The 13,264-nt window shown below is 68.4% G+C and carries 11 protein-coding genes; 2 read left to right on the forward strand and 9 right to left on the reverse strand.

Annotated features, from left to right (window positions below):
• Window positions 1-8: 8 nt before the first annotated feature.
• The 6 genes from lnt to ssb form a co-directional block, all read right to left on the reverse strand.
• Window positions 9-1,499, reverse strand: a complete 1,491-nt coding sequence (gene lnt / locus TVNIR_RS11960; protein ID WP_043740624.1) for an apolipoprotein N-acyltransferase — start codon at window positions 1,497-1,499, stop codon at window positions 9-11.
• Between the two features lie 151 nt (window positions 1,500-1,650).
• Window positions 1,651-2,526 (reverse strand): HlyC/CorC family transporter, encoded by an 876-nt coding sequence (locus TVNIR_RS11965; RefSeq protein WP_157092275.1) that lies wholly within the window; start codon window positions 2,524-2,526, stop codon window positions 1,651-1,653.
• Window positions 2,527-2,811: 285 nt separating this feature from the next.
• Entirely contained in the window at window positions 2,812-3,255 is a 444-nt protein-coding gene (gene ybeY / locus TVNIR_RS11970; protein ID WP_043739686.1) for an rRNA maturation RNase YbeY, read from the reverse strand.
• Entirely contained in the window at window positions 3,248-4,222 is a 975-nt protein-coding gene (locus TVNIR_RS11975; RefSeq protein ID WP_015259300.1) for a PhoH family protein, read from the reverse strand. The genes ybeY and TVNIR_RS11975 overlap by 8 nt, the downstream gene beginning before the upstream one ends.
• On the reverse strand, window positions 4,203-5,636 hold the full coding sequence (gene miaB / locus TVNIR_RS11980) for a tRNA (N6-isopentenyl adenosine(37)-C2)-methylthiotransferase MiaB (protein ID WP_015259301.1): 1,434 nt from the start codon (window positions 5,634-5,636) through the stop codon (window positions 4,203-4,205). The genes TVNIR_RS11975 and miaB overlap by 20 nt, the downstream gene beginning before the upstream one ends.
• Window positions 5,620-6,096 carry a single-stranded DNA-binding protein gene (gene ssb / locus TVNIR_RS11985; RefSeq protein ID WP_015259302.1) on the reverse strand — a complete coding sequence of 159 codons (477 nt, stop codon included), beginning with the start codon at window positions 6,094-6,096 and terminating at the stop codon, window positions 5,620-5,622. The genes miaB and ssb overlap by 17 nt, the downstream gene beginning before the upstream one ends.
• A gap of 442 nt (window positions 6,097-6,538) precedes the next feature.
• Here ssb and TVNIR_RS20030 point away from each other — a divergent pair, with 442 nt between their 5' ends.
• The gene (locus TVNIR_RS20030) at window positions 6,539-7,054 is read left to right on the forward strand and encodes a GrpB family protein (RefSeq protein WP_015259303.1); all 516 of its coding nucleotides are present in this window, start codon (window positions 6,539-6,541) and stop codon (window positions 7,052-7,054) included.
• A 284-nt stretch (window positions 7,055-7,338) separates the two neighbouring features.
• On the opposite strand, the gene TVNIR_RS11995 is transcribed toward TVNIR_RS20030, so the two are convergent.
• The gene (locus TVNIR_RS11995; RefSeq protein WP_015259304.1) at window positions 7,339-8,724 is read right to left on the reverse strand and encodes an MFS transporter; all 1,386 of its coding nucleotides are present in this window, start codon (window positions 8,722-8,724) and stop codon (window positions 7,339-7,341) included.
• 220 nt (window positions 8,725-8,944) lie between these two features.
• Here TVNIR_RS11995 and uvrA point away from each other — a divergent pair, with 220 nt between their 5' ends.
• Entirely contained in the window at window positions 8,945-11,788 is a 2,844-nt protein-coding gene (gene uvrA, locus TVNIR_RS12000) for an excinuclease ABC subunit UvrA (RefSeq protein ID WP_015259305.1), read from the forward strand.
• Between the two features lie 70 nt (window positions 11,789-11,858).
• Here the strand turns inward: uvrA and rplQ are convergent, their stop codons facing one another.
• The gene (gene rplQ, locus TVNIR_RS12005; protein WP_015259306.1) at window positions 11,859-12,236 is read right to left on the reverse strand and encodes a 50S ribosomal protein L17; all 378 of its coding nucleotides are present in this window, start codon (window positions 12,234-12,236) and stop codon (window positions 11,859-11,861) included.
• A 41-nt stretch (window positions 12,237-12,277) separates the two neighbouring features.
• On the reverse strand, window positions 12,278-13,264 hold the full coding sequence (locus TVNIR_RS12010; RefSeq protein ID WP_043739688.1) for a DNA-directed RNA polymerase subunit alpha: 987 nt from the start codon (window positions 13,262-13,264) through the stop codon (window positions 12,278-12,280).

Here is a 13,264-nt window from a genome sequence, read left to right on the forward strand (position 1 = left end):
CGCCCGGCTCACGCCGCGCGACCGCGCCGTGCCCGCCCGGCCGGCAGGACCAGCAGCAGCGCGACCAGCAGCGCGGGCCAGGGGCCGAAACGCGCCGCGGGCGTATAGCCCTGCCGGGGCTGGATCTCTCCGGTCAGCACCTCGCGGGTGAACAGCCCGGCGCGCGCGGTGAGCCGCCCGTCCGCATCGATCAGCGCGGACACCCCGGTGTTGGTCGCGCGAATCAACGGCCGGCCCATCTCCAGCGCGCGCACCCGCGCAATCTGCAGGTGCTGGTGCGGAGCCAGGGTATCGCCGAACCAGGCGTCGTTGCTGACGTTCAGCAGAAAGCCCGCCTCCGGCAGCGCGGCGCGGATGCGCCGGGAATACGCGGCCTCGTAGCAGACCGACAGCCCGGCGACCAGGCCGGCCATCGCGACCCGCCCGGAACCGGTACCGGGCGTCAGGTCGGACATCGGGATATCGAGCAGGCGGTCGAGCCAGGCGACCCGATCGCGAAACGGCAGGAACTCGCCGAATGGCACCAGCTGGCGCTTGTCGTAGGTCGCGCCACTCGGGATATGGCGGATGCTGTTGTACATCGCGCGTGTCGCCGGATCGTAGTCGAAGATCCCGGTGACCAGTTCCGTGCCCCAGGCCTCCAGGTCCAGCGACAGCACCTCCAGCGGCTCGTACACCTCGAAATAGAACGCCGGAATCGCGGTCTCGGGCCAGACCAGCAGGTCGACGTCCCCGGCCTCCCGGCTCAGGCCGGAGTACAGCGACAGCGCGTAGTCGATGCCGTCGTCGGCCCATTTGCGCGACTGCTCGATATTGCCCTGCACGATCGCGACGCGCAGCGCGGACGGCGCAGGCTGCAAACCGTTCCAGAGCGCGTTCCCCGCGGAGGACGCCAGCAGCATGGCCAGCAGCACCAGCCCGGCCACGAAGCGCCGTGCGCCCAGCAGCACCAGCGCGACCGCAGCCAGCGCCACCACCAGACCGGCCCCGGCCTCGCCCGCGACGGGCAGCCAGCCGCGCGCCGGGCTGTCCAGCAGCGTGTGGCCGATCAGCAGCCAGGGGAACCCCGACAGGAACCAGCCGCGCAACGCCTCGAGCAGCACGAAACCGCCGGCGAGCGCGAGCAGCCAGGACAGCAGTCGCGCACGACCGAACAAGCGCGCCGCGATCCAGGCGAGCAACGCCGGGTACAGCGCCAGGTAGAGCACGAACAGCGCGGTGATCAGCGTCGCGACGACCAGCGGCGCCTCGCCGAAAATCAGCAGGCTGTTGAAGATCCAGTTCGCACCCGCTCCAAACAGGCCGAGCCCGAAGGCATAGCCATGGCGCAGCGCATGACGCGGACCGGCCCCGCGCAGCAGTGCAAACCACAGCGCCAGCGACAATGGTGCCAGCAGGTAGTGATCGAAAGGTGCGAAGGCCAGCACCAGCGTCGCACCGGCCAGCAACGACAGCAGGGTGGCCGGCCAGCCGGTGACGGAATGCGCCCCGAGACGCAGCAGCGGACCGGGGACAGGTGGTATGGAATCGGGGTTTGCCGGAACAGCCATCCGCTGCAGTGTATTCACCCCGTGGTCGGCGTGCACGGCCTCTCCGCGGCGACCCCACCCAGCGCCGGTCCCTTCCGCGCGGGCGGACAGGAAAGCGCGTTCAGGTCGTCGAACCGTCACCGGCACCAGACGCCGCGACGCGGCGCATCTCGACCAGGTGCAGCCGGCGGTTGTCGGCCCGCAGCACGCGGAACTCCATGCCATCGACGACCACGGTCTCGCCGCGGCGCGGGACGTGCCCGAAGCGGGACAGCAGCAGGCCGCCGATGGTGTCGAAGTCTTCCTCGCTGTAGGCGGTCTGAAAGTAGCTGTTGAACTCCTCGATCGGGGTCAGCGCCTTGATCGTGTAGCGATCGCCGGGATGCTGCATGATCTGCGTCAGGTAATCGTCGACATCGTGCTCGTCCTCGATCTCGCCGACGATCTGTTCGAGCACGTCCTCGATGGTGACCAGGCCCGCGACCCCCCCGTACTCGTCGACGACGATGGCCATGTGGTTCCGGCTCAGGCGGAACTCCTTCAGCAGCACGTTGAGTCGCTTGCTCTCGGGGACGAATACCGCCGGGCGCAGGATCTCCTGCATGTCGAAGGCCTCCTCGCCGGCACCGGCGAAAAAGCGCAGCAGGTCCTTCGCCAGCAGGATGCCGGCGACCTCATCGCGATTGTCGGCGATCACCGGAAGGCGCGAATGCGCGGAGGCGACGACGTCCGGCAGGATCTCGCCAAGCGTCGCATCGCGGCGCACCACGTCCATCTGCGCGCGCGGCACCATGATGTCGCGCACCTGCATTTCCGCCACATGGAGGACGCCCTCGAGCATTGCCAGGGCCTCCGGATCGATCAACTCGCGTGCATGCGCCGCCCGCAGGAGTTCCAGCAGCTGGTCGCGGTCGCGCGGCTCGCTGGAAAGTAACGCGCCGAGGCGGTCGAGCAAGCCGCGCAGCGGTGGGCCCTCGGATCGCGCGGAGTCGGACATCAGCGGAACGGCTGCGGCGAGCGCGACCCCGCAGGCCGGACAGGAACCGGATCCCGCTGCGTGACCGCGGGCGCGGCAAGGAGGCAGCAGCGCATGCCCGGCAGCCACCGGCGCCGCCCGTCCCCGCCGGGACGGGCGATCGGCAACCGGCGCGGGTTCGGGTGAGCCCCTGTGATCATGGTCGAATCGGCTCCGGAGGGGGCAACGCCAGCGTCGGCCATGGCCGGCCGTCCCGCAGATCGAGCCACGGCCAGCGATACGGCCCGTCGGTACAGCGCGCGTCGTTCACGCGGGCTCCGCATAGGGGTCCGGATAGCCTAAACCGGCAAGGATCTCGCGCTCAATCGCTTCCATGGCCTCGGCCTCGGCGGCGCGTTCGTGCTCCATGCCCTGCAGGTGCAGCATGCCGTGCACCACCATGTGCGCGAAATGGGCTGCGAGCGATTTGTGCTGCTCCCGGGCCTCATCGGCCAGCACCGGCGCGCACAGCACGATGTCGCCAAGGTAGCCCGGATTCGCGCCCAGCGCCGGGAACGACAGGACATTGGTCGCACGCGCACGGCCGCGGAACGCCTGGTTGAGCGCCCGACCCTCGTCGGCGTCCACCACGCGCAGCGTCACCTGTGCCGGCCCACTGCCGCGCCAGGCCGCGCGGGCGGCGCGGTGCAGCGTGGCGGGCGCGGGCCAGCCAGCGCGGCCCAGTGCGTACTGCGCCTGCACCTCAAGCATCGCGTTGCGTACCCCGGGTTTCGCCCTGCGCCTCGTAGGCCTCGACGATGCGCTGCACCAGCGGGTGGCGCACCACGTCCTCGGCCTTGAAGCGGGTGATGCTCACACCCTCGACCCCGTCGAGGATTTTCGCCGCATGCCGTAGTCCGGACAGCTGCCCCCGCGGAAGGTCGACCTGGGTCACGTCGCCGTTCACCACCGCGCTCGAACCGAAGCCGATGCGGGTCAGGAACATCTTCATCTGCTCGACCGTGGTGTTCTGCGCCTCGTCGAGGATGATGAACGACTCATTCAGCGTGCGCCCGCGCATGTACGCCAGCGGCGCAACCTCGATGACCTGCCGCTCCATCAGGCGGGCGACCTGGTCGAAACCGAGCAACTCGTACAGGGCGTCGTACATCGGGCGCAGGTAGGGGTCGATCTTCTGCGCCAGGTCGCCGGGGAGAAAACCGAGGCGCTCGCCCGCTTCGACCGCGGGGCGCACCAGCACCAGCCGGCGCACCCGGTCCTGTTCCAGCGCCGCCACCGCCGCGGCCACCGCGAGATAGGTCTTGCCGGTGCCGGCCGGGCCGATCCCGAAATTCAGATCGGCATGCGCGATCGCCCGCAGGTACTGGATCTGCCGGGGACCTCGGCCCCGGATTACCGCCCGGCGCAGACGCAACACCGGTTCCCGGGGCTCCTGGTCGGGCAGGTCCGCGATATGGGCCGCCTGCAGCGCCGTGTGCACCTGCTCCAGCGATACCGGTTCGTCCTGGGCCATGCGGTGCAGTTCCTGGATCAGCGAGGCGGCCGCGCGCACCGCGGCCTCGGGCCCAGTGACGTTGAATCGGGGTCCGCGGTTGTGCACATGCACGCCCAAGCGCCCCTCGATCAGCCGCAGATGGGCGTCCAACGGGCCGGACAGGCGCGACAGCGTCTCGGCGTCCCCCGGTTCGAGGGTAAAATCAGCGCGATTCTGCGACATGGGCCGGGGGACGTTGGCCCCGCGCCGCGGCGCCGCCGCAAACGGGTATACCCCGCAGAGAATGCGGCTGCGCCTCGGTAATCCGCAAATCGACCATCCGCCCGATCCACGCCGCGGGGCCCTCGAAATTGACGACGCGATTGTTCGCGGTGCGTCCGGCCAGTTGCGACGGGTCGCGGCGCGAGCGGCCTTCGACCAGCACCCGTTCCGATCCGCCGACCATTGTACGGTTGCGCGCCCGCCCCTGGGACTCGATCAGCGCCTGCAATTCCTGCAACCGGGCCTTTTTCACCGCCAGCGGCACATCATCCGGGAGCGCGGCGGCCGGGGTGCCGGGCCGCGGGCTGTAGATGAAGCTGAACGAGAAATCGAAGTTCAGTTCCTCGACCAGGCGCAGAGTCGCTGCATGGTCGGCATCAGTCTCGCCGGGGAAGCCGACGATGAAGTCCGAGGACAGGTCCAGGTCCGGCCGCAGTTCACGCAGGCGGCGGATCTTCGACTTGTACTCGAGCACCGTGTGGCCGCGCTTCATCTGCGCCAGAATGCGGTCGGAGCCGCTCTGCACCGGCAGGTGGAGGTGGCTGACGAGCTTCCGCTCGTCAGCGTAGGCCTGAATCAGGCGGTCGGAGAATTCGACCGGATGCGAGGTGGTGAAGCGGATCCGCTCGATACCGTCGATTGCGGCCACGTAGTGGATCAACAGCGCCAGATCGGCCATCTCACCGTCGTGCATCGGGCCCCGGTAGGCGTTCACGTTCTGCCCCAGCAGGTTGATCTCCTTGACCCCCTGGGCGGCGAGGCCGACGACCTCAGCGATCACGTCGTCGAACGGGCGGCTGATCTCCTCGCCACGAGTGTAGGGAACGACACAGAAGCTGCAGTACTTGCTGCAGCCCTCCATCACCGACACGAACGCGCTGGCACCGGTCGCGCGCGGCTCGGGCAGGCGGTCGAACTTCTCGATCTCGGGGAAACTGATATCGACCACGGGCGCGCGGGTGCACTGTACCTGCCGGATCAACGCCGGCAGGCGGTGCAGGGTCTGCGGCCCGAACACCAGATCGACGAACGGCGCACGCGAGCGCAGCGCAGCACCCTCCTGGCTGGCCACGCAGCCGCCGACGCCGATGATCACTCCGGGGCGGCGCTCCTTCAGCGCGCGCCAGCGCCCGAGCAGCGAGAACACCTTTTCCTGCGCCTTCTCGCGGATCGAGCAGGTGTTCAGCAGCAGCAGGTCGGCCGCGGCCGGGTCGTCGGTCAGCTCGGCGCCGTGCAGTTCGCGCAGCGCATCGAACATGCGCCCCGAATCGTATTCGTTCATCTGGCAGCCGTGGGTCTGGATGTAGACCCTGCGGATCGCCGCGGGCGGCTCCGGTGCGGCCCGCACCTCCGGTGTATCAGAAGGGTACGTCATCGTCCTGTATCCCGCGCCCGCCCGAAGGGCCGCCGCCCTGCTGGTCCCAGGGCGGTTCCTGCGAACCCTGGTTGCGGCTGCCGTAGTCGCCACCGGAGCCGCCCGCACCACCCGACGACCCGCCACGGCCGCCGAGCAGCTGCATCTCGTTGGCCACGATCTCGGTGGTATAGCGATCCTGGCCGTCCTGCCCCTGCCACTTGCGGGTCTGGATGCGCCCCTCGATGTAGACCTGCGAGCCCTTGCTCAGGTAATCGGCGGCAATGTCGCCCAGCCGCCCGAACAGCACCACGCGGTGCCATTCGGTATTCTCGCGCTTCTCGCCGGTCTGCTTGTCCGTCCACTGCTCGCTGGTCGCGATACGCAGGTTCGTGATCGTCAGGCCCGATGGCGTCTCGCGTTTTTCGGGGTCGGCACCGAGGTTGCCGAGCAGAATCACCTTGTTCACTCCGCGGGCCATGGCTGCTCCTTGTCGTTCGCGCGCTGGATCGGGGCGCGTAGTGTACCAAGCCACCGCGGCGACGGCGATCGGCCAGCGTCTTTGCGGCTCCGCCGCCCATGGCAGGGCTTCGACACGGCGTGGGTCTGTGGATTCGGTCGAAGTTTATCGACTCCATTCGCTGCTATTGTCTCGTGATGGGGGAGCATCCCGCGAGCGCAGGTGTTGGGAAGATAGCCGCCGCAATGCGGTCGCCACGTGCCCCCGGTCAGCACACCCGTCGGCCTCCTCGGATTCAGGCCTGTCCTCGGCTGCACCGGCACCCCGCAAGGCCCGCGCCGCGGATTGGCACCGGAAACCACCGCCACGGGCCAACGGGGAGAAGAATCCCCCGGGCTGCCCCGGCCCCGCGACCACCGGGCGGGGGCATGCATGCGGGCGCGAACCGATGCACACGGAAGCAATGACCGAACATTCCGACGACGGCGTGACCCTCGTCGGATACGATGCGTCGTGGCCCACCGAGTTCCGGCGCGAGGCACAACGGCTGCGGGCGGCCCGCATTCCCGGATTCCTGGCAGCCGAGCACATCGGCAGCACCGCCGTCCCCGGGATGGCCGCCAAGCCGATCATCGACATCGCGGTCGCGGTCAACCTGCCCGCGGCAAGCCCCCGGCTGATCCGGGCGCTGGAAGCGCTGGGGTACCGCTATTACGGAACCTTTGGCCTGCGCGGGCGACATTTCTTCCGCCTGGGCCAGCCGGCCCGGGTCCACCTGCACGTCGTCCACCGGCGGTCGCCTCACTGGCGGGCATGGCTGGAGTTCCGCGACGCGTTGCGCGCCCATCCCGAGTGGGTTGCGCGGTACGAGCACGAGAAACGCCGGCTGGCCCGGCTGCACCGGTACGACCGCGCCGCGTATACTGCCGCGAAGACCCCCATCGTCACCCGCATTCTCGCGGCCGCCGGTGACCGATGAGTTCGGCAGCCCTTATCGGCAGCCCTTACATGAAACAACACGGGTCGCCTCGGGGCTTCGTGCAGGACGGAACCGCGCAGCCGTCATCCGCCGTGCGGTGTTCGGAGCGCCCCGGCGCCCGTGGCGACCCCAGCGTGCGTGGGCATGCCGATGACGGCCCTCGGCCTTTTCCGCCCTACGCTTGTTCAGGGTCACGGGTGGTGGCTGGGCACCATGGAAGCTGGCGCTGCGGCCGAATCCCTTCGTGCTTGCCGATGTCCCGATCGCACGGCGCTCCACGGCCGTCAGACACGCGAGGAGGTTCTGCCACCACCGGGCGTGCCGCGGCGGAACAGATCCCGCAGCGCCGTTTCGTCGAACCGGCCCGGATCGACTTTCAGGTAGACCGCCGCCTCGCTTGCGCTCACGCGCACCTCCGCCACACCGGCGAGCTCCGCCAGGCGCGCGTTCAGTTGCGCGGATGCCTGTTTCCAGGCGTCGGGAAAGGCATAGGCCCGGTTCGCCAGGTGGCTCGGAGGGGCCATCGTGACCGCGGCCCAGAACCAGAGCAGTGCCGCCGCGAGCCCCAACCCGAAGACCGCGGCGCTGCCGCCGTGGGTCAACACCGCGCCGCCGAGCATACCGCCGGCAAAGATCCCGAGGAACTGGCAGCTGGAGAAGACCCCCATCGCGGTTCCCTTCGACGCGACCGGCGCGGTCTTCGCGACCAACGAGGGCAGCGCCGCTTCCAGCAGGTTGAAGGCGGCGAAAAACAGCACCAGCGCGAGCCCCAGCGTGACCCAGTGACCAGAGAACGGCAGCATAGCCTGCACCGCGATCAGTACCGTGATCGCACCGATCAGCGCGGGCTTCAGCGCACGCTGGCGTTCAGCGCGGATCACCGCGGGAATCATCAGCCCGAACCCCAGCAGCAGCACCGGAAGGTAGACGAGGTAGTGCTGGGCCGGGTCCAGCCCGAGGCGGTTCACCAGCGTCAGCGGCAGCACGAGGAAGTTCGCCGCCAGCGTCAGGTGCAGGATGAAGATACCCGCGTTCAACCGCAGCAGCTCGGGGTCATGCAGCACGCCGCGCAACCCGCCGGGCACGGGCACCATGTCCGGGTGCGGCCGCGAACGAGCCGGCTGCGGCACCCAGGTGAACAGCAGCAGTAATGCCAGCAGGCCCAGCAGCGCGGTCAGCCAGAAGATCCCGGCCAGTCCAAACCATCGGTCGACCACCGGTCCCAGCACCATCGATGCGGTGAACGTCAGCCCGATGGTCAGCCCGATCGCCGCCAGCGCACGGGTGCGGCGCTCCTCGGCGATCAGATCGGCGGTGAGCGCCAGCACCGCCGCAGCTACCGCCCCGGCACCCTGCAGCGCGCGCCCGAGGATGATGCCGTACACGCTTTCCGCCATTGCGGCGATCACGCTGCCCGCGATGAACAGGGCAAGCCCAAGCGCAATCAGCGGCTTGCGCCCGACCCGGTCCGAAAGCATCCCGAACGGGATCTGCAGCATGGCCTGGGTCAGGCCGTAGATCCCCAGCGCCAGCCCCATCAGGAGCGGCGTGGCCGAGGGCAGCACGTCCGCGTAGAGCATGAACACCGGCAGGATCATGAACAGGCCGGCCATCCGCACCGCGTAGATCGCGGCGAGCCCCGAGGTGGCACGGAGTTCCAGGGGAGTCATGGGTGCTGCAGCCGCTCCTGTCACGCAGGGTGAACGTTGCCGAATCTTACAGGGAATGACGGCGCAGGGAAGGGCGAGCAGGCCCGCCCTTCCGTCGCAGGGCCGGGGCCGGCACCCAACGCGATTCCTGCCCGGGCCACGGCTGGAAGGCCGGGCACCGGCGGCAGGGTGCTACCATAGCGGGCTGGGCGCAAGGCCGTCACCACCCCCGGGGGGCCGGATGAGCACGATCAAGATCCGCGGCGCACGCACGCACAACCTGAAAGACATCGACCTGGATCTGCCGCGGGAGCGGCTCATCGTGGTCACCGGCGTCTCCGGTTCGGGCAAGTCGTCGCTGGCCTTCGACACGCTGTTCGCCGAGGGCCAGCGGCGGTATGTCGAGAGCCTGTCGACCTATGCGCGTCAGTTCCTGTCGATGATGGAAAAGCCCGACGTGGATCTGATCGAGGGACTGTCGCCCGCGATCTCGATCGAGCAGAAGAGCACGTCGCACAACCCGCGCTCCACGGTCGGCACCATTACCGAGATCTACGATTATCTGCGCCTGCTGTTTGCGCGCGCGGGCGAACCGCGCTGCCCGGAACACGACGAGACCCTCGCGGCCCAGACCATCTCGCAGATGGTCGACCAGGTGCTGGCACTGCCCGCCGGAGAGCGCTTGATGCTGCTGGCACCGATCGTGCGGGGGCGCAAGGGCGAGCACACCCGGCAGTTGGAGGCGATGCGCGCGCAGGGCTTCCTGCGTGCGCGCATCAACGGAGAGATCTTCGAACTTGATGCGTTGCCGCCGATCGACCCGAAGCGCAAGCACGACATCGAGATCGTAATCGACCGTTTCAAGGTCCGCGACGACCTGCGCCAGCGCCTGGCCGAGTCGTTCGAGACCGCCACCGAACTGGCCGAGGGACTCGCGCTGGTCGCGTGGATGGACGAGCCGGACCGGGCGCCGTTGGTCTTCTCCGCGCGCTTTGCGTGCCCGGTCTGCGGTTACGCCATCCGCGAACTCGAGCCGCGGCTGTTCTCGTTCAACAACCCAGCCGGCGCCTGCCCGGCGTGCGACGGCCTTGGGGTCCGCCAGTTCTTCGACCCCGAACGTGTCGTCGCGATGCCCGAACTGAGCCTCGCGGGCGGTGCCGTGCGCGGCTGGGATCGCCGGAACGCCTGGTATTTCAGCCTGCTGAAGAGTCTCGCGCGGCATTACGGCTTCGATGTCGAGACCCCCTGGTTGGATCTTCCCGCCTCGGTGCGTGCAGTGATCCTGCACGGCTCCGGCACCGAGAAAATCCGGTTCAGCCAGCAGGGGCTCGACGGGCGCTCGCGCAGCGAACAGCGGCCGTTCGAGGGCGTGATCCCGAACCTCGAGCGACGTTACCGCGAGACCGATTCCGCCGCGGTCCGCGAGGAGCTCGGCCGGTATCTGGCCAGCCACGCGTGTCCGGAATGCGACGGCGCGCGCCTGAACACCGCGGCCCGCCATGTCTTCGTCAACGGATCCAACCTTCCTGCCGTGACCCGGATGAGTGTCGCGGACGCCCGCGCCTTCTTCCACGACCTGCGGCTGCCCGGGAGGTTTGCCCGCATCGCCGACAAGATCGTCCGCGAGATCAACGCCCGGCTCGGCTTTCTGGTCGACGTCGGGCTCGATTACCTGACCCTCGACCGGTCCGCCGAGACGCTTTCCGGCGGCGAGGCACAGCGGATCCGGCTCGCCTCGCAGATCGGTTCGGCGCTGGTCGGCGTGATGTACATTCTGGACGAGCCGTCGATCGGATTGCACCAGCGCGACAACGAGCGCCTGCTGCGCACCCTGACGAACCTGCGCGACCTAGGCAACACGGTCGTGGTCGTGGAACACGACGAGGAGGCCATCCGGCGGGCGGATTTCGTGGTCGACATCGGTCCCGGAGCCGGCCGCCACGGTGGCGCAATCGTCGCCGCCGGCACCCCGGAAAAGGTTGCACGGCACCCGGAATCGCTGACCGGCGCCTACCTCAACGGCCGGCGCGCGATCGCGGTGCCCGCCCAGCGCCGTGATCCCGACCCCGAGCGAATTCTCATGGTCCGGGGCGCCCGCGGCAACAACCTCAAGGACATCGACGCCGCCTTCCCGGTCGGCCTGCTGACCTGCGTGACCGGCGTATCGGGTTCCGGCAAGTCGACGTTGGTCAACGACACGCTGTATCCGGCGGTCGCGAACGCACTGCATCGCAGCACGCACCCGGTCGCCGCCCACGCGGGCATCGACGGCCTCGAGTGGATCGACAAGGTCGTCGACATCGACCAGAGTCCGATCGGACGCACTCCGCGGTCCAACCCCGCGACCTACACCGGCCTGTTCACGCCGATCCGGGAACTGTTTGCCGCGACCGCCGAGGCCCGCTCGCGCGGCTACCGGCCCGGGCGGTTCTCGTTCAACGTGCGTGGCGGACGCTGCGAGGCCTGCCAGGGCGACGGGGTGATCAAGGTGGAGATGCACTTCCTGCCCGACGTCTTCGTACCCTGCGACGTCTGTCGCGGTCAGCGGTACAACCGCGAAACGCTCGAGGTGCGCTACAAGGGCCGCAACATCCACGAAGTGCTCGAGATGACCGTTGAGGACGCACTCGAGTTCTTCGCACCGGTCCCCGTCATCCGGCGCAAGCTGGACACGCTGATGGACGTCGGGCTCGCATACATCCAGCTCGGCCAGAACGCCACCACGCTTTCCGGCGGCGAGGCGCAGCGCATCAAGCTCGCTCGCGAACTCTCGAAACGCGATACCGGACGCACGCTCTACATCCTCGACGAGCCCACCACCGGCCTGCATTTCCACGACGTCGAGCAACTGCTCGCGGTGCTGCACCGCCTGCGCGACCACGGCAACACGCTGGTCGTGATCGAGCACAACCTCGACGTAATCAAGACCAGCGACTGGCTGATCGACATCGGGCCCGAAGGCGGCGACCACGGGGGCCGCATCCTGACCGCCGGAGCACCGGAAACCGTCGCTGCCTGCCGCGCGAGCCACACCGGGCGCTTCCTGGCCCCCATGCTCGCGCCCGCCCGCGTACACCGCGCATGACAGCTACCGCACCTCCAAAAACGAAGAGGCCGGCACATGGCCGGCCTCCCGAGCATCGCGTTCCGGGCGTTCAGTCGGCGCTGACGGCGTCGGACCGATCGACCAGTTCGACGTAGGCCATCGGCGCATTGTCGCCGGCACGGTACCCGCATTTCAGGATGCGCAGGTAGCCGCCCGGACGTTCCTGGAACCGGGGCCCGATCTCGGTGAACAGCTTGCCGACGATCTCCTTGTCACGCAGCCTCGAAAAGGCGACCCGGCGCGTATGCACCGAATCATTCTTGCCCATCGTGATCAGGGGCTCCGCGACCCGGCGCAGTTCCTTCGCCTTGGGCAGCGTGGTCTTGATGAGTTCATGACGCAGCAGGGCGACGGTCAGCGCCTGCAGGGTCGCCTTGCGATGGGAGCTGTTGCGGCTGAGCTGCCGACCGATATTGCGATGACGCATCTGTGCTTACCTGAGTTCTTGTGCCCGAACGAAACCGGGAATTATTCGGAGGGTTCCTGAAGCCCGGGCGGCGGCCAGCTTTCGAGCCGCATCCCCAGCGAGAGGCCATGACTGGCCAGTGTGTCCTTGATCTCGGTCAGCGATTTCTTCCCGAGGTTCGGCGTCCTCAGCAGCTCCACTTCCGTGCGCTGGACCAGGTCGCCAATGTGATAGATGTTCTCCGCCTTCAGACAGTTCGCCGAGCGCACGGTCAGCTCGAGCTCGTCCACCGGCCGCAGCAGCACCGGGTCGACCGCCCCTCCACTGACCGCGTGGGCTTCACGTGCCGTTTCCTTCAGATCGACGAACGGCGCCAACTGACCCTGCAGGATTCCGGCCGCATGACGCACCGCGTCGTCCGGGGCAATCGCGCCATTGGTCTCAAGTTCGAGCACGAGACGGTCCATGTCGGTGCGCTGCGCGAGACGCGCACTCTCGACCCGATACGCGACCCGCCGGATCGGGCTGAAGCTCGCGTCCAGCATCAGCCGCCCGATCGTGCTGTCCTGCATCTCGCCCTGCCGCCGCGCAGCTACCGGCTCGTAGCCGCGCCCCTTGCGCAGCCGCAACGACATCGCCAACTCGACATTCTTCGCGATATTGGCAATCACGTGTTCGGGGTTCACCACTTCGACATCGTGATCTAGCGCGATGTCTCCGGCGGTTACCACACAGGGCCCGCGCTTGCGTAGCGACAACGTCGCCTCCTCGCGGCTGTGCATGCGCAATGCGACACCCTTCAGGTTCAGCAGGATATCAACGACGTCCTCCTGCACCCCTTCGATCGTCGAATACTCGTGCAGCACACCCTCGATCTCGACCTCGACGATCGCGGCACCGGGAATCGACGACAGCAGCACTCGCCGCAACGCGTTACCGAGCGTATGGCCGAAGCCCCGCTCAAGCGGTTCCAGCACCACCCGCGCCTTGTTGCGGTTCTCCGCCTCGACCTCGATGTGCTGCTTGTTGACCAACTCGTTCGCTTGCAT

The sequence above is a fragment of the Thioalkalivibrio nitratireducens DSM 14787 genome, from assembly GCF_000321415.2.
GTDB classification, from domain to species: Bacteria; Pseudomonadota; Gammaproteobacteria; order Ectothiorhodospirales; family Ectothiorhodospiraceae; genus Thioalkalivibrio; species Thioalkalivibrio nitratireducens.